A 21,924-nucleotide genomic window follows, 5' to 3' on the forward strand; every position below is an offset into this window, starting at 1 on the left:
GACCACAGCACAATGGCGGAATGCGGTGACGCAGACCACCAGTACAGCGTTCCCAGCACAGCGCCCAGAGAGATTCCCCTGCCGCGGAAGCACGAATCAGAACTGATCCTCCCTCGACGTTTGCTTTCCGATCCACGCACTGTGTTTAGCATGTCCCGCTCGCCGCCAGCCAGCCAACCTTCGCCGCGCCGTCGTGCCTTGGCCGCCTCCATTCGCGCGCTGCGGCTCATGCCCGGCTCCGCCCTCGCTAGCCTATTCGCGTTGGCCGCAACCTTCGTCGCCACCCAGCACGGCGGCCCCCAGTTCCTTTATGCGCTGTTGTTTGGCGTGGCGTTCCACTACCTCAGTCGTGACCCACGGACCAGCCCCGGCATCGAGTTCTGCTCACGCGGGCTGCTGCGGCTCGGTGTGGCCCTCCTGGGCGCGCGCATTACGGCGGACCAGATCGCGGGGCTCGGGTGGTCTACGGCTTCGATAGTCATCGCGGGCGTGCTGACGACACTGGGCGTGGGCTTGTTGGCTGGCCGGTGGCTGGGCCTCTCAAGAGCGCAGGGCGTGCTGTCCGGCGGCTCGGTTGCGATCTGCGGCGCCTCCGCGGCCCTAGCGATCTCTGCCGTTCTGCCTCCAAGCAAGCACGGCGAGCGCTTCACGCTCATGGTGGTCGTCACAGTTACTGTGCTCTCAACTGTGGCGATGGTGCTGTACCCGCTGGTCGCCACCGCGCTGCAGTTGCCGCCACAGTTAGCCGGCCTGTTTCTCGGCGGCACCATCCACGACGTCGCACAGGTCGTGGGCGCCGGGTACACGCTGGGCCAAGAGACGGGGGACATCGCCGTCGTGGTAAAGCTGTTCCGCGTCTCGATGCTCGCGCTCGTTGTTCTTTCAGTTTCTGCAGCCGTGAAGGCGAGCCGACCGCGCGCCCAAGCCGAAACGTTGCACCGCTCGGCTGGCTCTCAGCAGCCACTGGTGCCCTGGTTCTTGTGGCTGTTTATTGCGGTCGTGATACTCAACACATTTGGCGCGCTCCCTCTCCCCGTTGTGCAATTCGCAAACGACATCTCGCGCGCATCCTTGGTGGTGGCGATCGCCGCCCTTGGCATGAAGACCTCGTTCCGAGAGCTGGCTCGGGCGGGCTGGCGGCCCATGCTGCTGATCCTTGCCGAAACCGGATGGCTGGCGGGGCTCGTGCTGGTGTGCGCGTGGGCCCAGTTGCATTGGTAGAGCCGTTGCAGCGGCTCGAAGCTAACCGGCAGAAAGCCCGCCGCGCGCCGCACCGAAAGCTCAGCCGTGGAGACGCCCTTCGACGCTGACTCCACCATCTCCACCATCAGGCGACGACGAGATGCACCAGGAGCGGGTTGCGCTTCGACGCGAACGGCCGGTGGACACCGCTGGATTGGAATGCGCATCAGCGATGCCAGACACGATCTGGCGGGAATCGCGCGCAACTAGGGCGCGACGCGACTGGGCCCGATCACAAAACAAGACTTGCTCGACCGGGCCATCCCGTCGCGCCGGGGTATGACGTTGACGCGAAGCGGTCAGATCTCGCGCACGGCCTCGGCGGACGGTGCCCGCGCGCTCTGGCAGGGCACGTGGTTGGAAGCGTTTCCGCAAGAGCACAGGAAAGCGGCCGTTGGGCTCTATGCAGCCTCGCTCATCACTGGCTCCGAATGCATCCGGTCATGTTCCTGGCGCTTGAGCAGGTCCAGCGCGACGTCGACGATCATGTCTTCCTGGCCGCCGACCATGCGCCGCTTGCCCAGTTCGACCAGGATGTCCACAGCCTTGAGGTTGTACTTCTTGGCCGCTGCCTCAGAGTGCCGCAGGAAGGAGCTGTACACGCCGGCATAGCCCAGCGCCAGCGTCTCACGGTCCACGCGTACCGGACGGTCCTGCAGCGGGCGCACGATGTCGTCGGCCGCGTCCATCAGCTTGTACAGATCGCAGCCGTGGTTCCATCCCATGCGCTCGGCTGCGGCGATGAACACTTCCAGCGGCGCGTTGCCCGCGCCCGCGCCCATGCCGGCGAGGCTGGCGTCCACGCGATCACACCCCTCCTCCACCGCGACGATGCTGTTCGCCACCCCAAGGCTCAGGTTGTGATGCGCGTGCATGCCGGTCTGCGTCTCGGGCTTGAGCACGTCCTTGAAGGCGCGGAATCGGTCGCGCACGTCGTTCATGTTGAGGGCGCCGCCCGAATCGACGACGTAGCACACGGTGGCCCCGTAGCTCTCCATCAGCTTGGCCTGCTGCGCCAGCCCTTGCGGCGTGTTCATGTGGCTCATCATGAGGAAGCCCACGGCCTCCATGCCCAGGTGGCGCGCGTACTCGATGTGCTGCTTGGAGATATCGGCCTCGGTGCAGTGCGTGGCCACGCGCACGATGCGTGCGCCGGCGTCGTAGGCGGCCTTGAGGTCGTGCACGGTGCCGATGCCGGGCAGCAGTAGCGTGGCGATCTTCGCGTGCTTGACGACGCTGGCCACCGCCTCGATCCATTCGAGGTCGGTGTGCGCGCCGAAGCCGTAATTGAAGCTGCCGCCCTGCAGCCCGTCGCCGTGCGCGACCTCGATCGAATCAACCTTCGCTTCGTCCAGCGCCTGGGCGATCTGCCGGGCCTGCGCAACGCTGTACTGGTGGCGGATGGCGTGGCTGCCGTCACGCAGCGTCACGTCCGAGATGTAGATCTTCGTGCTGGCGTTCATGATGATCTCCTCAGGCAGCGACCGTGGCGTGCACCATGCGGGCCGCCATGCGTTCGGCGGTCTGCAGGGCGGCACTGGTCATGATGTCCAGGTTGCCGGCATAGGCCGGCAGGTAGTGTGCGGCGCCTTCCACTTCCAGGAAGATCGACGTCTTGATGCCGGAAAGGCGGTCGCCGACGCCCGGAATCTTGAGGTCGGTCACGCGGTCGAACTGCACCTTCTGCTTGAGGCGGTAGCCCGGCACATAGCGCTGCACGGCTGCGGCCATTTCCTCGACCGAGCGGGCAATGTCTTCCTCGGTGCCTTTCTCGCTGAGCGTATACACCGTGTCGCGCATGATCAGCGGCGGCTCCGCCGGGTTCAGCACGATGATCGCCTTGCCCTTGGTGGCCCCGCCGATCACCTCGATCGCGCGCGAGGTGGTTTCGGTGAATTCGTCGATGTTGGCCCGGGTGCCTGGGCCGGCGCTCTTGCTCGAGATGCTGGCGACGATCTCGCCATAGGAAACCTTGGCCGCGCGGTTCACCGCCGCAACCATCGGGATGGTGGCCTGGCCGCCGCAGGTGACCATGTTCACATTGGCCGCGTCGAGGTGCTCTTCGCCGTTAACAACGGGGATGCAGTACGGGCCGATGGCCGCCGGCGTGAGGTCGACCAAACGGATGCCCGGCTTCAGCTTGCGCAGCAGCGCGTCGTTCTTCAGGTGGGCGGAGGCACTGGTGGCGTCGAAGACGATGTCGATCTCGCCGAACACGTTCATCTTCACCAGCCCTTCCACGCCTTCAGCCGTGGTGGCGACGCCCATCCGCTGGGCGCGCGCCAGGCCGTCAGACGCCGGGTCGATGCCGACCATGGCCGCGATCTCGAGATGCTGGCCGTGGCGCAGGATCTTGATCATCAAGTCGGTGCCGATGTTGCCGCTGCCGATGATGGCAGCCTTGAACTTGCGCGGAGTATTCATGAGGTGCCCCTACTTCACACTGTGGTATTGAACTCGACCCGACCCAGGCACTGCATTTCAAGCAGCACGTGCTGACCTGGGTTCAGCGGCTCGGCTGCGGTGGCCCCGCCGGCCATCACGATCCATCCGGCTTGCAGCGGCTCGCCAGCCGCAGCACTCATCACTGCGGCAGAGACCAGCGAGCGCAAAGGATTGCCCAGGATCCCAGCGGTGCTGCCGACCTGGCGTGCAACTCCGTCTATGGAGAGCACCAAGCCGAGGTTGCTGAAATCCTGCCCCGGCGCGTGCCACGGACCGATCACGTAGCCTGACGATGACGCGTTATCGGCGATCACGTCGCCCAGCGAGAACTTGAAGTTCTCGAACCGGGAGTCAATGATCTCCAGCGCGGGCGCGATGGCGGCCACCGCCTCCAGGGCCTCGGCCATGCTGGGCTTGGCCGGCAATGGCTGGCGGAGCAAGAAAGCGAGTTCAGGCTCCACCCGAGGGTGGACGAAACGCCCCAGCGAGAGAGGGGCCCCATCGGCTTCCGCCATCGCGTCAGTAAGACGCCCCCAGATCACGTCGTGCACCCCAACCTGAACCATCTTGGCGCGGCTGGTAAGGCCCATCTTGACGCCAGTGCGGTGCTCGCCGCGCTGCAGGCGGCGCGCTATGGCGGTCGCCTGTACCGCATACGCGTCCTGCATGGACAGCCCCTCGGCCTCGGCGAACTGCGGGATTGCCCGCCCGTAGAGCGCTGCGTCGTCCAGGCGTTGTGCCAACAGTGAAATGCGTTCTTGGTTCATTGGCCCTCTTTGGCGAAAACGGCTCGCACGGAGCCCAATCCTTGAATGCGCGCTTCGAACACATCGCCCGGACGGGCGGTGACCATCGGGCCGAGCGCACCGGTGAGCACCACGTCACCTGCTTTCAGGCCGCGGCCCACCTCGGCCATCTTGTTGGCCAGCCACAAGGCGGCGTTGAGGGGGTGGCCAAGGCAGGCGGCACCCGCGCCTATGGATACCTGCTCGCCGGCGCGCTCCATGACCATGCCCGCCAGCCTGAGGTCCAGGCCATGCAGCGGCACCGGCGTATTGCCCAACACAAACGCGCTGCTGGAGGCGTTGTCCGCGACGGTATCCACGAATCGGATGTTCCAGTCGGCGATGCGGCTGCCCACGATCTCAATCGCAGGCAGGGCGAACGCCACTGTGCGCAGCAGTTGTGCGACGCTGATGCCCGGGTCCGGCAAGTCGTGCTCGATTACAAGCGCGACCTCCGCCTCAACCTTCGGCTGCATCAGCCTGGACCAACGCACCGGTTCGCCATCGGCCACCGCCATGTCGGCGAACAGCATCCCGTAATCGGGCTGGTCAACTCCGAGCTGCTGTTGCACGGCCCGTGCAGTCAGGCCGATCTTGCGACCAATGAGGCGTCCGCCTTCCTTCAGCCGGCGCTCTGTGTTGAACGCCTGGACTGCATAGGCATCCTGCTCTGTCAGTGCAGGGAAGGTTTCGCGCAGCGGCGGGATGGCGGTGCCGCCGGCGGCCCCGTTCCACAGCAGGTTCGCAGCCTCTTCGATCTCGAGCCTATTCATTGCGCCTCGCCATTGAACTTGATGCAAACATTTGAAAGCTCGGTATAGAACTCGAGCGAGTGCACCCCGCCCTCGCGCCCTATTCCCGAGGCGCCCGAGCCGCCAAACGGGGTGCGCAGGTCACGTACAAACCAGCTGTTGACCCAAACCACACCGACCCGCAACGCACCGGCGAACCGGTGTGCACGTGCCACGTCGCTCGTGTAGACCGATGCAGCCAACCCGTAGGGCGTGTCGTTCGCCATCCGCAGCGCCTCGGCTTCGGTCTCGAAGGGGATAACCGCGCAGCAGGGGCCAAAGATCTCTTCACGCGCTACCCGTGACTCATGCGCAACGCCGGTCCACACAGTGGGTTCGACCCAGGCACCTGCCTTCAGCTCATGCGAAACGTCCGGCACACCACCCCCGCAAACGGCCGTGGCGCCCTCCGCCTTCGCGAGCGCGAAGTAATCTAGGACTTTGCGCTGATGCTCTGCCGAAATCAGTGGACCCAGCGTCGTCGCGGGATCCTCCGGCCGGCCGGGCCGCAGCCGCGCTGCCGCGGATGCGAGCCTTTGCACCACGGCATCGAAAATGCGGCGCTGCACGTACACGCGCTCGGTCCCGAGGCAGACTTGCCCTGAGTTTTCAAACACAGAGCGGGTGAGCCCCGCGATCGTGGCGTCAAGGTCCGCATCATCGAACACGACGGCCGGATTCTTGCCACCCAACTCCATTGACACCGGCTTAATGCCGGCAGCGGAGGCGCGGATGATAGCCGCGCCGGTACGGGTTTCACCGGTAAACGTGATTGCGTCAACGCCTGGGTGTGTGGTCAGGAACTCGCCAGCGGATTCGGGCCCGAAACCGTGGACGACGTTGTACACGCCCTTGGGGATGCCGACGCTGTTCATCACCTCGCCAAGCAGTGCTGCCGTGGCCGGGGTCTCCTCCGAGGGCTTCACCACCACGGTGTTGCCGCAGGCCAGCGCCGGCCCCACCTTCCAAGTCATCAGCAACAGCGGCAGGTTCCACGGACAGATCACCGCCACGACGCCTTTGGGGCGACGCAGCGCGTAGTTCAGCGTGGGTTCGCCGTCCGGCGCATGGCTAGTGAACGTTTCCGTCGCCACGTTGCGCACCGCGTCGGCAAACACCCGGAAGTTCGCCGCGCCGCGCGGAATATCCAGATGCGATGCGAGCGATCGAGGCTTGCCGGTGTCTGCCACCTCGGCGGCGACGAAATCCTCGGCGCGCCGGTCAATCTCGGCCGCAACCGCGTACAGCAGGTCACAGCGCTGGGAAAGCTTGAGCGCGCCCCAGGGTCCCGCTAGAGCATCGCGTGCTGCGTTCACTGCGTCGTCAACGTCCTCCCTGGTAGCCTCGCTGACTTGGGCGATCAACGACCCGTCAACCGGATTCATGTCGCTAAAGCTGCGGCCACCGCGCCCCTGCCGGTATTGGCCGTTAATAAAGTTGAGTATCACTGCTTGTGGTCCTAAAAAGAAAATAGCGGCGGGGGACCGCGAGCGCCAATGCGCTGAGCTCACTCGGCCTTTAGACGCATGCGCCGGCAGTCCTCGGAGTTACTTAAAGGAGCGACTCCAACTCGCTCTCTGGACGGCTTCTTGGCGACTTCGGCGCAAGAAGAATTTTCACCATCTTGCGTCGCTTTGGCCTCAGCCCTCCGTGATATGGCTACGCGAAGATGGAGATCTCCAGAACCGCTGCCGCCGTCCTCGCTGAACCGACTGCCGATCCGAAGCCGGATGTGCGGGAAGGCCATTCACATTCACCCACGTACATCTTCTGGACTTGATCGTTGGCGATGTCGGGCCAAGGCTGACCGCTTCCCTTCACTCATCTCGACCGCCGCCGTCGGGCATCAAGCCTTGAAAACGACGAAATCCTTGCCAGCGAGCTTTTTCGGCTCGTGATCGATCCGTTTGCCGGCAGCGCCCTTGACGAAGGATTCGACTTGGAGGATCTCCAGAACCTCGTCCGAGGAACTTTCGAACCAGTAACTCACCCCGCGCGGAATGAAGACTCCCTCGTGCGGCCCGAACTCACCGAGCAGTACGTCCTTTTCGCCGTAGAACCTGACCCGCCCTTTTAGGACGAACCAGAGTCCGTCCATCGCGCTGTGGGAATGCAGGTTGTTCTCGCCGCCCTTCTTCACAAGCTGTACTGCCGCCAACATGATGTCGCTGCGCGCCAGCACCACCACCCCCTTGACGCGATCCAGCTCGGGCTTCACGTAACGGAACACCTTAGCCTGCGTACCCTGCTGCTCAGGGCTTTCAAAATCTTCTGGCCTCGGCTGTTCGTCTGCGGCTGCATTCATTGCGTCTCTCCTTGATTTCAATTAAACCAACTCACTGCTGGCCTCAGTTGGCTTGCGGCTTGATGTTGGCCTGTTCGATCACCTTGGCCCACTTCGTGCGGTCCGCGACAGTGCGGGCAACCAATTCGGCAGGTGTACTTCCAAATGGCGCGAAGCCACCCTTCTCGAGTTGTTCCCAAACGTCCGGCGCCTTGATGATCTTGACGACCTCGGCATTGAGGCGGTTGACGATCTCCCTCGGGGTGCCCTTCGGAGCGTAGAAGCCCCACCAATTCACCACTTCGAACCCGGGATAAAACTCGGCTACTGTTGGCGTATCTGGCAGCGCACGCAGCCGCTTGGTGGAGCCGACCGCCAGCCCCTTTAGCTTGCCCGAACGGATGTGCGGCAGGCCCTGTGAAACACCGAAGAACATTGCCTGCACATTACCGCTCAACAGGTCTGGAAGCGCCTGGCCGCTGCCCTTGTAAGGAACGTGGTTTAGCTTAATTCCGGCGATTGAGCTGAAGTGTTCCATCGCTAATTGATGGCTGCTACCATGGCCCGTAGACGCGTAGTTGAGGCCGCCAGGGTTCTGCTTCGCCTTCGCGATGAAATCCGAAAGGGTATTGACTTGCAGGGACGACGGCACAGCCAGCATGAACTCAATGTACGCTGCTAGGGAAACCGGCTCAAAATCCTTGTCCGGGTTGTAGGCGAGCTGTGGATAGAGCAGCGGATTGATTGCGAACTGGATGTCGGTTGCGAGCAGCAGCGTGTGGCCATCTGGGGGAGCCGTGGCGACGAACTGGGTGCCGATGTTCCCGCTCGCGCCGGCTTTGTTCTCGACAACGAACTGCTGCCCCATCACCTGCGACAACCGACTGGCGACTAAGCGGGCCAGCAAATCGCCGCTGCCACCGGCGGGATACGGGACGATGATGTGAACCGGCTTGGACGGATACGTGTTTGCCTGTGCCAGGCCGACAGACGCCAGGGCTAGTCCAGCAAGCAGTACTGCGCTCAGGAATTTCAAAGCTTTCATAGGGTCTCCTGCTCTTTCGGGGGGGCCACACATGGACGCGGTCAGTCGGCCTTGATGTTGGCCAGTTTTACTGCCCGCTCATATTTCTTCAGGCTCGCTCTCAGGTTCTCCGCGTACTCGGAAGGACCGCCGTACGTCACGCTGATGCTTGTGTTCTTAAACTGTGCAATGAACTCGGGGCTGTCCACCGCCTTCTTGATGGCTGAAGCGAGCTTGTCGACAACGTTAGGCGGTACGCCGGCAGGGGCAAGAATGCCTACTTCCGAAGCATATTCGTAGCCCTTGACAAACTCGCCGATGGCCGGCACCTCCGGAAGGTCGGCCAGGCGCCGGGCTGAAGTGGTGGCCAGCGGCACCAAAGTACCGCTGCGCAAATGGGGGCCGGCGGCGGTTAAGGTCGTGAACGCCACAGGCACATCACCAGCGAGCACCGCTGGGAGGGATTGCCCACTACCCTTGTACGGCACATGCGTCATGTTCAAACCGGCGTCCGCCTTGAACACCTCCATCACAATGTGATGGATTGTGCCGACTCCAGAGGAGCCATAGTTGATAGCGCCGGGCTTTGCCTTGGCACTGCGAATCAAGTCGGGCAGTGTTCCAATCCCAGCCTTGGCATTGGCTACCAGCAACATGGGATCGGACGTGACGCGGGCAATCGGGGCCAAATCCTTCAGCGTGTCGTAGGGAAGCGCCTTTTGAATATGCGGCGCGATCACCAGCTGCCCTGTCTCGCCGAGCAGCAAGTTATAGCCGTCAGCAGGCAGCTTGGCGAGATGTGCGGTAGCGAGCACCGCACCGGCGCCGGGCTTGTTCTCGACCACGAACGGCTGGCCAAGGATTTCGCTCAGCCGCGTTGCCAGCCCTCGGGCCACCATGTCGGGACCGCCACCGGGCACATACCCGACGATGATCTTCACCGGCTTGACCGGATACTCCTGTGCGACCGCGTAAGAGACTCCCGCCAGCAAGGAGCAGGCGATGGCCAGACGTTTCAGGTACTTCATGGTTCCTCTAGAGTAAAAGTAGGGCAGCTAACGCCAGCAGCGAAACCGTCGCGGCCGGCGCTCACTCAATCAATTGACCGTTCCGAATGACCAAGAGAGCCCGATTGATGTGAGTTGCCAGCAGTGCGCTGGCCCGATCGGCGTCACGCGCCATTACCGCGTCAAAGATGGTCTTGTGCTCCTCGTGAAGATCATCGCTTGGCGGCGCTTTCAATGTGGACAACCTCCGGTAGCGCTCGGCCTGCTGGTAAAGCACCTCTCTGCTTCGAAGCAGCCGCCTCGAGCGGCACGCCGCCACGAGGGCCTCGTGAAACTGCCGATTGCAGAACTCCCAGCCTTCAAATGCCCCAGCGGGGTCCGCCCGCAGGCGCTGCTCCGCTAGCGTCAGCTTGTGGAACGTACTGACCACGCCGGCTTCCCAATCGTCCGTTCCTGCAGCGATACTCTCGCGCAGCGCCTCCCCTTCAAGCAGCACGCGAATGCGCGTGAGGTCCGCAAGATCCTCTAGCGAAATCGGAGCGACGCTAAAGCCACGCTGGGATTCGGACTCGACGAGCGCGTCGGCCACCAGCAGCGCCATGGCTTCGCGCAGCGTCCCCGCGCCCACCCCGTATCTCGACTTAAGGTGCTCGACTCGCAGCTTCTGGCCTGCCGATAAATGCCCAGCGATGATGTCCCGGCGCATCCGTTGGTAAGCCGCCTCGATCAGGCTACGAGGCGGACTGGCAATTGCGTTGGGCTCGGGCGTGACCAGAGAAGGTGACATTGGGCGGAGAGAGTTCGCGGGTTGCTGACTCGCCAGAAGTTCTTCCTTGGCGAGACGACAACGCCAATGTATTCGGAAAAATCTCGATTTTTCTTAGGGATAACGAGAAGACCAAAAATTCTCGATGAGCTTGGATAATCACCGCTAGCGATCTTCCCCGTGGCTGCGCTGTGCAGCCACCGGGAATATCTCCTGCATATTGACTCGACCACGGCCAGGACTACCCGGCCGCAGCTGCCGGATACCCTTAGCTGAGGCGACATGGAGCCCCTTATGGAACGCTGTCTACCCGAACAATTAGGGGGCCAAGGCGCTGCCGTGATATCTCACGAGACGCCGGCCCTGCCGCACACCACAGCAGCATCGCGAGCGGCGGCCGCGTCTGCGGCCAAGCATGACGTTTGTCTCGCCCCGACTGGCGAGACGTACACGTGCTCAGAGGCCGAGAGCCTGCTGCAGGGCATGGCGCGCCTTGGGCGCAAGGGCATACCGGTCGGTTGCCTAAATGGCGGCTGTGGGGTTTGCAAGATCAGAATCATCGCGGGCAGGGTGCGCCGCATCGGCGCGATGAGTCGGGCGCATGTCTCTCAGGATGAGGAAGCGCAGGGAATCTGCCTGGCATGCCGCGTCGCGCCCCTCGGAAGGGTCGAGGTAGCGGTGGTGGGCAAGATGAAGAAGGCCTGGAGCGATCAGTGGATCGCTGTGTCTCAGGTCGATGGGTCAAAACGCGAGATCAATTCAGACAAGGAGTGAAGTCATGGGTGTCATGCGCATCGGACACGCCAGCCTGCGTGTCATGGACACGGCGGCAGCCGTCAAGCACTACGAGAACGTGCTCGGGATGAAGAAAATGATGGAGGACGAGCACGGAAACGTATACCTGAAGTGCTGGGACGAGTGGGACAAGTACTCGCTGATCATCACGCCCTCCGACCGAGCCGGCCTCAATCACGTGGCGTACAAGGTCAAGCGGGACAGCGACCTTGATGCGCTGGCCGACCGGATTCAGGCCTATGGCATCAAAACGAACATGCTGCCTGAAGGCGCGTTGCCGGCGACTGGCCGCATGTTGCAGTTCAACTTGCCCAGTGGCCATGAGATGCGCCTCTACGCGAGCAAGGACTGTATCGGCACGGACGTCGGCTCTATCAATCCGGATCCCTGGCCCGACGGCTTGAAAGGTGCGGCGGCCCATTGGCTCGACCATGTGTTGCTCATGTGCCCCTTCGACCCAGCTAAGCAGGTGAACACGGTTGCCGATAACACCAGGTTCTTTCTCGAGGTGCTGGACTTTTTCCAGACCGAGCAGGTGACCGTCGGTCCGCAAGGGGCATTCCAGCTGGCTTCGTTCATATCCTGCTCGAGCAAGCCGCACGACATCGCATTCGTCGGCGCGCCGACCGCAGGACTGCACCACTTGTCATTCTTTTTGGACTCCTGGCATGACATTCTCAAAGCCGGCGACGTGATGGCAAAGAACAGGGTGCGAATCGACATCGCCCCGACGCGACACGGCATCACGCGCGGCGAGACCATCTACTTCTTCGATCCAAGCGGCAATCGCAACGAGACCTTCGCTGGCCTCGGCTACCAGGCGCAGCCCGATCGCCCGGTGACGACCTGGACAGAAGAAGAGGTCGGCCGCGGCATCTTCTATCACACCGGAGTGCTGCCCGGCTCCTTCACCGAGGTGTACACCTGAGCTTGACTGCCGACCAGGGCAGCAACGAGTTGCTTTGCCCTGGTTCATTGAAGACTAACGAGCCGAGGTCTTTGCGCCGCGGCTCCCGCTTTTTGGAAGAGCCATGCCGTTTGCACAGATTTTCCTGATACAGGGTCGAACCGAAGAACAGAAGCGCGCCGTGATCGAACAGGTCACCGAGGCGCTGCATCAGGCGGTTGGGGCCCCAAAGGAAACGATCCGAGTCTGGATCCAGGAAGTGCCAAATACGAACTGGGGGATCGCGGGTCAAACCGCGAAGGACCTGGGGCGCTGAGTGCCGGAGCCCGGCCTGCCTGTGGGTCCCGGCGCATCCAGACGCGGCTTGCTACCGTGGGGCCTTTCTAGAACTATTGCGACATCACATTCAGCCCGGACGCGACTCCCTGCCATACCGCCCCACGAGTGACGTATTTGAGGCGCCAACGCGCCGGATCTATAGCGCGTCGGCCGCGCCGCGGGCACAGAACTTAGAGGATTGGATGGGCCACGTCGTAAACCGCACCGGGGCCTGTGCCCTGGGCGAGAGCGCGCGCCAATGATGATAGCCGCTCCCGCCGTGCCTCCGGAAACACTGTTGGGAGTCACGCTGGCCCTGCTGGCAATGGCGGCTCACGGCACATCCATGGTCGTCGCGTCGTTCGCAATGCGTCACCTGAGCAGCGCGCCCGGGTCAATGTTGGCGGCTGCCGCGGGGCTGCCAGCAGGCTTGCTGGCGGGTGCCGGGCAGCTTGCTTTCGGCAGCGGTGTGGAACTGCCCAGTCTGCGCGCGGTGCTTGGGTTCATTTTGGCTGGAGTGTTCTCGACGTACTTGGGCCGCTGGCTGATCTTTAGGTCAATAGAGCTTATGGGCCCTAGCCGTGCCGCCGGGCTGCAGAGCACCAGTCCATTGATTACCGCGTTCTTCGGCTGGTTGCTGCTCGGCGAGGTGCTCGGGCCACTGGGCTTCGCGGGAATTGGGCTGGGGATTGCGGGTCTGTTCGCCATGAGCATGGGCGGTCACGGTCTGCAGCAGGGGCGCACCAAAAGCGTTGCTGCGCGGCACCGTGGCTTTCTGCTAGGCAGCCTATTAGTGGGCCTGGGATCCGCCGCGGCGTACTCCGCCAGCCATGTATTCCGCGCGGCTGGGGTTCGGGAGTGGAATGAACCGCTGTTGGGAGCCGCGATCGGAACGTTCGCGGGTTTGGCGGCCCTGCTGCTGGCCAGCCACAAGCAAATGACAGGGTACCTGCGTGAAATTGCGGCGCAGCCCGTGTGGGCCCGCGTCTATGTAGCGGTTGGCTTCATGCAATTCGTTGGGCAGTCGCTTGTCACCGCCTCGATGAACTACATTCCCGTCAGTCTCGTGGCCCTGATCTCGATGTGCACCCCTTTATTAGTGATGCCTCTTAGCTATTTCGCAATGGGCAAGCAGGAGAACCTCTCTCTGGCCGCTGTGCTGGGGATCTGCCTCACCTTGTCCGGCATCGTGCTCGTGGTCCTGCATGGCCGCCCACAACCCTGATTTCCGGATGAGTTGTGCCTGCCACCGCCTTCCTTATTCCGGCTTCAGGTCTGCGGCCCTGGCGGCCTTGGCCATCGCTTCCACTTCGCGAGCCAGCACCCGGCTGGTCTCGGCCGGACCCGCGCCAATCGGCTCAACGCCTCCGGCGTGCAGGCCCTTGAGCACATCTGGATTCTTCACCACCTCTGTGAGTTCGCGGCTGATGCGGTCGATAGCGAACTGCGGCGTGCCGGGCGCGGCCAGCACCACCAGCACGGGGGCGAAATCGAAGCCGGGCACGAGGTCGGCGATTGGCGGGATGTCGGGCGTCATCGGAGAGCGGCTCGCCGCGTTTGACGCCAGCAGCTTGACCTGCCCGCTCTGCACAAACCCGGAGATTGACGGCAGCGCAGCCACCGAGAAGTCAACTTGCCCGCTCACAAGAGCAGGCGTCGACTGCCCGGAGCCCTTGTAAGGCACGTGACGAATGTCGAGGTTGAGCGCGGATTTCAGCGCCTCCATCGTGAGGTGGTGATTGCTGCCGATGCCGGAAGATCCATAAGTGTAGCCGCCAGGGTTCTTCTTCACCGCCGCAAGGAATTCCTGCAGGTTGCTGACGCCGGTTTTCGGGTGCGCCACTAAGTAGAGGGCCGTGCGGCCGACCAGCGCCACCGGCAGCAGGTCCTTGCCCAGCTTGTAGTTGGTCGTCTTGTTGATCAGGGGACTGATCGACAGCATCGCACCGTCAGAGACGATGAATGTATGCCCGTCGGTCGGCTGGCTTTGCAGCAGCGTGTTGTAGGCCGCCGAACCGGCGGCACCTGGCTTGTTCTCGATCACCACTGGCTGGCCGATCCTGTCGGTGAGACCGCGTGACAGAACCCGGGCAATGACGTCCGGCTGGCCCCCGGCGGCGTAGGGAACAATGAACTTGATCGGCTTGCTGGGATAGGCCTGCGCCGCGGCCACCGAAGGCAGCAGCAGGGAAGCGCCAGACATGAGCGCTGCGGCCACGAGATTTCTACGATGCATATTTTGTCTCCTACAGGTGAGGCGGGAGTTGTCGATAGTCACACGGCGGGGCGGCCATACAACAGCACCAGCGCAATGCCGGCCACGGTGATGCAGATCCCAAGAACGGTTGCGCGGGACAGATTTTCCTGCTTACGCAGGACGAAATAGCTGATGGGCATCACCACCAACGGCGTGCACATCGAAATCAGGGCCGCCAAACCGGCCGGGATGTACTTCATTGACGCGATAACCAGCACTTGGCCAACGAACTGCAGCGCACCCACCGCGAAGTAGGTCCACGCACCAACGGGTTGAGCCCGAATTTCTCTGACATAGGCGGCGAGCTGATTTCGGCCGGCAAGCAGCAGGGCCCCCAAGCCGGCCAGGGCTCCTAACATGGTGCCGAGCAGCGGCTCGTCCCATTCGCGCACGGCCGAAGCGCGGAACACGTTGCTGCCCGAATAAGCTGCCGCCGCGCCCAATCCGAATAGCATGCTGCCGAACACAAACCCGTTTTGGCGAGCTGTCCGGGTCATGCCGCCCGCTCCCGACGCAGGCGCCACGCCCACACTGATAGCCCCAAGGCCGGCTATGCCGAGCGCGATGCCGAAGATGCCAGCACCACTGAGCGTCTCGGCCAGGAAGATCCAGCCGAACAGTGCAGTGATCAGCGGACTGACGCTCTGCACGCCCGCGGCGCGGCTTGGGCCGATCGTCTCGATCGACCGGAATACGAGCCACCGTCCAAGATAGGTGGAGAAGATTCCGGCCACGATAAACATCAGCACCGCCCGCAGGCTCGGCGGCTGCACATCCGCCCCAAACGACAGCTGCAGTGCGACGCACAGCACGCCGGCTGGGACACTCGCCATCGCGGCCACGATGGAGCCCGGCCCGCTACCGAAGCCGCGGACCAAAGAAATCCACAGCATGCCGGCACTGAACAAGAGCATCGCCAGGGAGGCCAGCGCGCAGCCCAACAGGACCTCCGGCGATACAGCGGGCAGAGCGATCACGGCCGTTCAGCGCAGCATGCCGCCGCCGTCCACCGCCAGCACCAGCCCGGTGATCCAGGTTGCCTTGTCCGAGACGAGATACGAGACCAGCTCGCTGACGTCCTCCGGCTCTCCCACCCGCTTGAGCGGGAATTCGGCGGCCCGAGCGGCCAGCAGCTTGTCGTATTCCGTCGGGCTCATGCCAGCGGCCAGGTAGATGTCGCTGCGCACGAGGGCCGGTGCGATGCAGTTGACGCGCACCCCGTGCTCGGCCGCCTCTATGGCAATCGCCTTCGTGAACGCTTCCACCGCGCCCTTGGACGCCGAATAGGCGATGGAGCCGGCGCGCGGACGCTGCGCCAGGGTGCTGCTGAAGTTGAGGATACAGCCCTTGCGCGCCTGCACCAGGGGAAGAAAAGACTGGGTTACATACATCGTGCCAAAAACATTGATGCGCATCATGTTTTCGACCTCATCCATATTGACCTCGACGAAGGGCGAGCGCTGCAGGGCGACGCCGGCGCAGTTCACCAGCACATCGAGTTGCGCGTAGCTGGAGACGATCCAATCCTTCAAGCGCCGCACATCCTCGCGCGAGCCGATGTCGCACTGGATGCCAGCCACGCCACGCTTCCTCATCGCGTCGAGCTTGTCTTGGCGCCGGCCGCATACCGCCACATCGAATCCATTGCGCTTTAGCTTCAGCGCAATGTCCTCGCCCAAGCCAGCGCTGCCGCCGGTCACCAATGCCACTTTCCTGTTGCTCATCGACTCCTCGATCGTTTTAGCGGCCGTTTAATCGGTGGCGAGCGGTCGGCCAGTGGCCAGCGCAGCGGCAGTCTTCACCGCCGACAGCATGCTCTGGTGCTGCGCCACACCGCGGCCCGCGATGTCGTAGGCGGTGCCGTGCGGCACGTTTAGCATGACGAACGGCAGGCCGATGTAGACCGTGCAGGCGCCTTCGAAACCCACCGTTTTGATCGGAATTTGGCCTTGGTCGTGATACATGGTCACCACCACGTCCCACTGGCCCTGGACGCACTGGCGGAATACCGCGTCGGGCACCAGCGGTCCCTGAGCGGCGATGCCCTGAGCCTGGGCCCGCGCGACAGCCGGGGCTATTCGCTCTTGATCCTGAGGGAACATTGCGTGCGGGTTGATGCCAGCCACCGCGATGCGCGGACGTTCGAAGCCCCACTTGCGCAGAGAGGCGTTCGCCATCTCGATCACCTGGAACACGCGCTCCGGCGTCGCCGCAGCCACTGCCTCGGTCAGCGGCACGTGCTCCGTCAGCGGAACCACGCGCAACTTCCCGCTCATGCGTAGCATGAAGGTGCCGGCTGGCTGCAGCTCGTCGATGTCCTGCACGCGGCCGGTGGCCTTGAGCGAGGCGCTCTCCACCGGGCCCATCACCAGCGCCTGCAGGCTGCGCTGGCGGCCGAGCGCTTCCCCACGCTCTATCCAGCCCAGCACCGCGTTGCCGGAGGCCGCCGAGGCTTTCCCGAAGGCGCAGGTGGACACGTCGAAGCCGCCCGGATCAACAACGCCGATCGTGCCGACGGGCAGTTGCTGCGCAGGATCGGTGACCGCCTCAAAACGTGCGGATAGGCCGCACACCCGCGCGGCGCGGTGCACCACGCCGAGATCGCCGACCAGGACCGGGCGGCATAGACCGGCGAGCTCGCTGGCCGCCGCCGTCCGCACGCACACCTCGGGGCCGATGCCGGCGGGGTCACCGATCATCATGCCGATCACCGGCAGGTCGCTCATCGCACACACTCCTTCAGGCGGCGAAGAAGTCCAGCACCAGCTTGGCGAAATCGTCCTTGCGCTCGATCTGCGTCCAATGGCCGCACTTGCCGAACATATGCAAATCGGAGTTCTTCAGCAGCGAGTGGAACTTGATGCTGTTGGTCGGCGGCACCACGTTGTCATCGCGGCCATGCACGATGAGCGCGCGCTGCTCGATCTTGCGCAGCTGATCTTCCGGCGTGGCCAGTCCCTTGATGTGGCGTTGGCGCGGCGCGGCGAACATCCTGGAAAACGACTCCTGGTACCCGGGCCGCACGCTCGCTTCGAAGCGCGAGCGGACAAGGTCATCGGTCATCATGCTGGTGTCGTAGGCGAAGGACATCACGACCTTTCGCATGTTCTCGACCGAAGGCTCGTAGCCCCAGACTGCGTCGAGGCCGGGCGTGAGCTCGAACTCGACCCCTGCCGCTCCCATCAGCACGAAGCGCTCCACCCGTTCAGGGTAGCGCGCCGCGATCGCCACGGTCAACGCACCGCCGAAGGAGTTGCCAACGAAGCGCGCCTTCTTCACGCCGACGGCATCCATCCACTCGGTCAGGTGGCGAATCCAGAATTCCAGGTCGTACTGCTGGTCGGGCTTGCGCTCGGTGTAGCCGAAACCGGCGATGTCCGGGGCCAGCACGCGGTACTTCTGCGCCAGCGGCGGAATGGTCAGGCGCCAGTTCGCATACGCGGTGACGCCCGGGCCGGAGCCGTGGATCAGGATCACCGGCTCGCCTTCGCCGGCCTCCAGGTAGTTGGTCTTCAGGCCGGCGGCCAAGACGCTTTTGCCGATTTCGGGATCGCTGTTGGACATGATGCGCTTTGTCGTGTTCAGGTCAGATGATGAAGGTGAGGTTAGGTAGCACTTCGTCGTTGGCGGCCAGGTAGACGCGCTTTTCCTTCATGCGCAGCACGCCGTCCTCGCGCACCAGTACGTGGGTGACGCGGCCGGCCCAGTGCTGGGTCCTGCCGTTGCGCACTTCCGTCACCAGCACACGCGACGTCACTGTGCCACCGGTCTCCCGCTGGTAGTCGTGACCGAGGACGACGTTGCTGACGATCCGCGACAGGCGCGACTTGGGCGACTGCGCATGGGCGTGCTTGGTGCTCAGGCGGTACAGGCGCTCGTCCAGTTCTGGCCGGTTGTCATTGATCAAGGCGATCTGCTTACCGACCTCCGAGTCATCGCTATTGCAGGGCACCCAGTACAGCAGGTCCTGGGTGAACAGCTTGAACCATTCTTGGTATTGGTGGGTGTCGGCGAGCTCGGCTTCCTTGAAGAGGAAGAGCTCGACCTCGCGCAAAGCCATCCAGCTGTCCAGTGCGGTGTCCTTGTCCATGGGGTATCTCCAATTCAATCAATCACGCGGCTGGGTCATCAACTGGAGCCAGAACTTCATCTGTCCGCGTTGCGGCACTTCGTCGGTGATGCGGCCCACAACGCTGCCGTCGGTGTCGACGTACTCGCGGTGCATGCCGCGCGAAATCTCGATCCACGGGTTGAACTCGGCCTGCATTCCGCGCTGGACGCGCTCGAAGATCTCCGCGTCGTCCGGCGAGCCCGAGCCGGCCGGGCCGTAGAACGACTCGTGCTGGCGCACGCGCATCGTGTTGATCTCGTCGCTCACACCCCCGAGGCGCACCATCGACATGATCACTTGCGTGAGACCGGGCGCGACCGGAACGATGATGCGGACCTGGTTGCCGATCAGCTGCAGATTGGGGAAGACGCCCAGGTGTGGGTCGCCGGACAGGCTGATCAGCACCTCGGCCCGGTCCTTGCCGTACGCTTTGTGCATGTCTTCCACATACTGCGTGCCGCCCGGCACCTTCGCCAGAAAGGCCGCGTGCTTGCTGTAGCTCTTGAGGCGCTGCGCGCGGAAGTCGAGCATGGCGTGGCCGTGCCCGAAGTCGCGGGTGAGCGTCAATGCCGCATCGCTGAACGGATCTTCGCGGTGCATCGCGCCGATGCCGGCCTCAGCATTGCGGGCCCAACCGGCCACCACAGACGCGTGAACGAAGTTCGGGTGGTAGCCGTCCATGCCGACCAGCTTCCAATTTCCCTGGTACTCGGTCTTGTTGACGCCGGCGTCAAGGAAGATTTCGCCCGTCGGCGAGGCGTCCACCAGCATGTCGAACTGGGCAGCGGCGCCACCCAGGAATTCGGCCAGCGATTCGCCCTCGTGTTTCAGACTGGCAAAGAGGAAGCCCCGGTGGGACGCCACGCGCGGCACCCGAGACAGCCCCATGTCCTCGAACTTGAACTCGGGACCATAGCCGCCTGGCTCGGTGACTTCGCGAAGTGCACCGGTCAGGTCGTACACCCAGCCGTGGTACCAGCAGCGCAACATCTTGGTATTGCCCGACTCGGTTTCGACCACTGCGGCTGCGCGGTGACGGCAGCGGTTGATCAGCACGCGCACCTCCTGGTCCCTGCCCCGCACCATGAGCACTGGCGTGCGCCCCATCATGCGTGCCTGGAAATCTCCCGCCTTGGGCACTTCACTCTCGTGGCCGATGTAGATCCAGGAGGTGTGGAAGATGCGCTCCATCTCCAGGTCGAAGATCCTCTGGTCGGTGTAGATGCGCGAGTGGACTCGGCCGTCTTGCACCAGGGAAGCAATGGCCGCGTCGGTCGGCGTCGGCTGGCTCCAAATGGCGGCGGACTGGTTCATGCTTTGCCTCGATGAGGTGGTTAATCGGGTTCGACTTTGGCGGCCTTGACTGCGGCCTGGTAGCGCGGAATGTCGCGCTTGATCGTCTCCGCCAGCGCCGCGGGCGTTGACGTGGGCGGTGGCTCCACGCCGGCAGCATGCAGCTTGGCGATGGTGTTGGGGTCCTTTTGCGCGCGTCCAATGGCGGCCGCGAGTTTGTCGATGACCGCCTTTGGAGTGGCGGCCGGGGCGAACAGTGCGTTCTCGCCAGGAAAGTGGAAGTCCTTCAAGCCGGCATCGCCCATCGGTGGGTAATCCTTCAGGATGCTGGCGCGCTCGCGCGTGTTGGCCGCGAGGATGCGCACCTTGCCTGCCTTGGCGAACGGCGCGACTGAGTTGAAGGCCGCGATTGCCATGGACACCTGCCCCGCCGCCAGCGCCGGAACCGACTGGCCGGTGCCTTTGTACGGGACGTGCAGGATGTCCAGGCCGAGGCCGGCCTTGAAGGCCTCCATGGTCAGGTGGTGCAGGCTGCCGATCCCTGAAGACCCATAGCTGTAGAAGCCCGGTTTGGCCTTCACGGCCGCCACAACTTCGTTGATGTTGGTGGCGGGAAACGACTCGTGCACGGTCAGGAACAACGCTGATGTGGACAGCATGGAGACCGGCGCCAAGTCCTTCTCGAAAGAGTAGGGAAGCTGCTTCTTGATCAAGGGGTTGACAGCCCAGTGGCCGGCATCGCAATCAATCAGCGTGTAGCCGTCGGGCGTCGCTCTCTTCACCTGTTCGATGGCGGCGATGCCGCTGGAGCCTGGCAGGTTTTCGACGACTACCGGCTGACCCAGTTCGGCCGAGATGGGCTGCGCAAGGATGCGCACGACGATGTCCGGGGAGCCGCCGGCCGCGTACGGCACGACGATTTTGATGGTTCGGCTGGGGTATTCCTGAGCCCGCACCGGGAATGCGAAGCCCGCCGTGGCGGCGGCGCCGAGGAAATGACCGAGAACCTGGCGGCGTTTCATGCGTGTCTCCTGAGTGGACCTGTTTGGCAGGCTGCAGTCCGCGGCGAACTGTACGCCGGTCTGGGTTGAATGTAGCATTCAACCTTCAGTTTGTGAACTATTCAAAAGCCAAATTGTACGAGCATTGGCGGAAACCCTAGGCCCGCTGACCTGGCAGAGATAGACCTAGCTCGGCAGCGGGGTCGCGGAACAAACGCTTCCACGTCGCGCGTCTAAGCTGCCATAATCCGGATAATTCAAATACCGAAATATTCTGAATGCAAAGCTCAAAAGAGAAGTCGATCAAGCGTGCTGCCGGACAGCCGGCGCTGCACCTGAGCGACCAGGTCGCCGCGAGCGCTGCCGTGGATAAGACGCTTGATGGCTCGGCCTTGTGGGTGCTGCTAGCCATCTATCGCGCTTTCGCCATCCTGGACCGTGACCAGGCGGAGGAGGTGGCGGCGATGGGGCTGACTCCGCTGCAGTTCAACATCCTCACCACCCTCCAGCGCACGCGACAGCCGACGACGATGGGCACGCTGGCCTCCATGCTGGTGGTCAAACCTAACAACCTCTCCGGGAACATCAGTGCGCTTGCCGAGAAGGGGCTCATTCGGCGCGAACTGAACTCAGCGGACCAGCGCTCGCTGCTTGCCGTCCTCACCCCCGACGGTGAGGCCTTCCTCAAAGAGCACCTTCCGGCACACTGGCTGCGGCTGGAGCGCCTCATGGGCGGCCTCACCCGCGAGCAGCGCCTGCAGATGGTGATGCTGCTGAAGCAGCTCACGACGTCGATCCAAGAGGAGCAGGAACGGGAGAGCGAGCGCGAAATCGACGTCGAGAAGAAGGTTCCAGCGCGCCCGCGCGGCAGGGCCCTCGAAGTTACCTGAGTCCGGAC

Annotated in this window: 23 protein-coding genes; 6 read left to right on the plus strand and 17 right to left on the minus strand. The window is 63.4% G+C overall.

What is annotated here, in order from left to right; all coding sequences use genetic code 11:
• The first annotated feature begins 150 nt into the window (after positions 1-150).
• On the plus strand, positions 151-1,221 hold the full coding sequence (locus JI739_RS18875) for a YeiH family protein (protein ID WP_201685500.1): 1,071 nt from the start codon (positions 151-153) through the stop codon (positions 1,219-1,221).
• Between the two features lie 422 nt (positions 1,222-1,643).
• Here JI739_RS18875 and dmpG read toward each other — a convergent pair whose 3' ends face one another.
• From dmpG to JI739_RS18920, 9 genes are all read right to left on the minus strand, one after another.
• Positions 1,644-2,705: a 4-hydroxy-2-oxovalerate aldolase gene (gene dmpG / locus JI739_RS18880; RefSeq protein ID WP_201685501.1), complete on the minus strand. Its 1,062-nt coding sequence runs from the start codon at positions 2,703-2,705 to the stop codon at positions 1,644-1,646.
• A gap of 10 nt (positions 2,706-2,715) precedes the next feature.
• The gene (locus tag JI739_RS18885) at positions 2,716-3,666 is read right to left on the minus strand and encodes an acetaldehyde dehydrogenase (acetylating) (protein ID WP_201685502.1); all 951 of its coding nucleotides are present in this window, start codon (positions 3,664-3,666) and stop codon (positions 2,716-2,718) included.
• Between the two features lie 14 nt (positions 3,667-3,680).
• On the minus strand, positions 3,681-4,454 hold the full coding sequence (locus JI739_RS18890) for a 2-keto-4-pentenoate hydratase (RefSeq protein WP_201685503.1): 774 nt from the start codon (positions 4,452-4,454) through the stop codon (positions 3,681-3,683).
• Positions 4,451-5,245 carry a 2-keto-4-pentenoate hydratase gene (locus tag JI739_RS18895; RefSeq protein WP_201685504.1) on the minus strand — a complete coding sequence of 265 codons (795 nt, stop codon included), beginning with the start codon at positions 5,243-5,245 and terminating at the stop codon, positions 4,451-4,453. The genes JI739_RS18890 and JI739_RS18895 overlap by 4 nt, the downstream gene beginning before the upstream one ends.
• On the minus strand, positions 5,242-6,711 hold the full coding sequence (locus tag JI739_RS18900; RefSeq protein ID WP_201685505.1) for a 2-hydroxymuconic semialdehyde dehydrogenase: 1,470 nt from the start codon (positions 6,709-6,711) through the stop codon (positions 5,242-5,244). The genes JI739_RS18895 and JI739_RS18900 overlap by 4 nt, the downstream gene beginning before the upstream one ends.
• A gap of 398 nt (positions 6,712-7,109) precedes the next feature.
• Positions 7,110-7,568, minus strand: a complete 459-nt coding sequence (locus JI739_RS18905; RefSeq protein ID WP_201685506.1) for a cupin domain-containing protein — start codon at positions 7,566-7,568, stop codon at positions 7,110-7,112.
• A 43-nt stretch (positions 7,569-7,611) separates the two neighbouring features.
• Positions 7,612-8,592 (minus strand): Bug family tripartite tricarboxylate transporter substrate binding protein, encoded by a 981-nt coding sequence (locus JI739_RS18910; protein WP_201685507.1) that lies wholly within the window; start codon positions 8,590-8,592, stop codon positions 7,612-7,614.
• Positions 8,593-8,633: 41 nt separating this feature from the next.
• Positions 8,634-9,599, minus strand: a complete 966-nt coding sequence (locus tag JI739_RS18915; RefSeq protein WP_201685508.1) for a Bug family tripartite tricarboxylate transporter substrate binding protein — start codon at positions 9,597-9,599, stop codon at positions 8,634-8,636.
• A 61-nt stretch (positions 9,600-9,660) separates the two neighbouring features.
• Positions 9,661-10,365: an FCD domain-containing protein gene (locus tag JI739_RS18920; protein WP_201685509.1), complete on the minus strand. Its 705-nt coding sequence runs from the start codon at positions 10,363-10,365 to the stop codon at positions 9,661-9,663.
• Positions 10,366-10,707: 342 nt separating this feature from the next.
• Between JI739_RS18920 and JI739_RS18925 the strand changes: the two genes are divergently transcribed.
• The 4 genes from JI739_RS18925 to JI739_RS18940 all read left to right on the plus strand — a co-directional run bounded on the left by JI739_RS18925 (position 10,708) and on the right by JI739_RS18940 (position 13,589).
• The gene (locus JI739_RS18925; protein ID WP_236589905.1) at positions 10,708-11,118 is read left to right on the plus strand and encodes a 2Fe-2S iron-sulfur cluster-binding protein; all 411 of its coding nucleotides are present in this window, start codon (positions 10,708-10,710) and stop codon (positions 11,116-11,118) included.
• Between the two features lie 4 nt (positions 11,119-11,122).
• Complete coding sequence (locus tag JI739_RS18930; RefSeq protein WP_201685511.1) at positions 11,123-12,067, plus strand: catechol 2,3-dioxygenase; 945 nt, start codon at positions 11,123-11,125, stop codon at positions 12,065-12,067.
• A 103-nt stretch (positions 12,068-12,170) separates the two neighbouring features.
• On the plus strand, positions 12,171-12,362 hold the full coding sequence (thmT, locus tag JI739_RS18935; RefSeq protein WP_201685512.1) for a 2-hydroxymuconate tautomerase: 192 nt from the start codon (positions 12,171-12,173) through the stop codon (positions 12,360-12,362).
• Positions 12,363-12,662: 300 nt separating this feature from the next.
• On the plus strand, positions 12,663-13,589 hold the full coding sequence (locus tag JI739_RS18940) for a DMT family transporter (RefSeq protein WP_201685513.1): 927 nt from the start codon (positions 12,663-12,665) through the stop codon (positions 13,587-13,589).
• Positions 13,590-13,622: 33 nt separating this feature from the next.
• On the opposite strand, the gene JI739_RS18945 is transcribed toward JI739_RS18940, so the two are convergent.
• From JI739_RS18945 to JI739_RS18980, 8 genes are read right to left on the minus strand one after another with little or no spacing between them, the layout of a single operon-like run.
• Positions 13,623-14,600, minus strand: a complete 978-nt coding sequence (locus JI739_RS18945; protein ID WP_201685514.1) for a Bug family tripartite tricarboxylate transporter substrate binding protein — start codon at positions 14,598-14,600, stop codon at positions 13,623-13,625.
• 38 nt (positions 14,601-14,638) lie between these two features.
• Positions 14,639-15,598 carry a DMT family transporter gene (locus JI739_RS18950; RefSeq protein WP_201685515.1) on the minus strand — a complete coding sequence of 320 codons (960 nt, stop codon included), beginning with the start codon at positions 15,596-15,598 and terminating at the stop codon, positions 14,639-14,641.
• A 6-nt stretch (positions 15,599-15,604) separates the two neighbouring features.
• Complete coding sequence (locus tag JI739_RS18955) at positions 15,605-16,345, minus strand: SDR family NAD(P)-dependent oxidoreductase (RefSeq protein ID WP_201685516.1); 741 nt, start codon at positions 16,343-16,345, stop codon at positions 15,605-15,607.
• 27 nt (positions 16,346-16,372) lie between these two features.
• A complete protein-coding gene (locus JI739_RS18960; protein ID WP_201685517.1) occupies positions 16,373-17,347 on the minus strand; it encodes a PdxA family dehydrogenase in 975 nt (324 codons plus the stop codon).
• A gap of 13 nt (positions 17,348-17,360) precedes the next feature.
• Positions 17,361-18,185 (minus strand): alpha/beta fold hydrolase, encoded by an 825-nt coding sequence (locus JI739_RS18965; protein ID WP_201685518.1) that lies wholly within the window; start codon positions 18,183-18,185, stop codon positions 17,361-17,363.
• A 22-nt stretch (positions 18,186-18,207) separates the two neighbouring features.
• Positions 18,208-18,711 carry an aromatic-ring-hydroxylating dioxygenase subunit beta gene (locus tag JI739_RS18970; RefSeq protein WP_201685519.1) on the minus strand — a complete coding sequence of 168 codons (504 nt, stop codon included), beginning with the start codon at positions 18,709-18,711 and terminating at the stop codon, positions 18,208-18,210.
• An 18-nt stretch (positions 18,712-18,729) separates the two neighbouring features.
• Positions 18,730-20,046, minus strand: a complete 1,317-nt coding sequence (locus tag JI739_RS18975; RefSeq protein ID WP_201685520.1) for an aromatic ring-hydroxylating oxygenase subunit alpha — start codon at positions 20,044-20,046, stop codon at positions 18,730-18,732.
• A gap of 20 nt (positions 20,047-20,066) precedes the next feature.
• Entirely contained in the window at positions 20,067-21,047 is a 981-nt protein-coding gene (locus JI739_RS18980) for a Bug family tripartite tricarboxylate transporter substrate binding protein (RefSeq protein ID WP_201685521.1), read from the minus strand.
• 257 nt (positions 21,048-21,304) lie between these two features.
• Between JI739_RS18980 and JI739_RS18985 the strand changes: the two genes are divergently transcribed.
• Positions 21,305-21,916, plus strand: a complete 612-nt coding sequence (locus JI739_RS18985; protein WP_201685522.1) for a MarR family winged helix-turn-helix transcriptional regulator — start codon at positions 21,305-21,307, stop codon at positions 21,914-21,916.
• The last annotated feature ends 8 nt before the right edge of the window (positions 21,917-21,924 follow it).

Origin of the sequence: Ramlibacter aurantiacus (assembly GCF_016722895.1) — a bacterium.
Lineage (GTDB): Bacteria > Pseudomonadota > Gammaproteobacteria > Burkholderiales > Burkholderiaceae_C > Ramlibacter > Ramlibacter aurantiacus.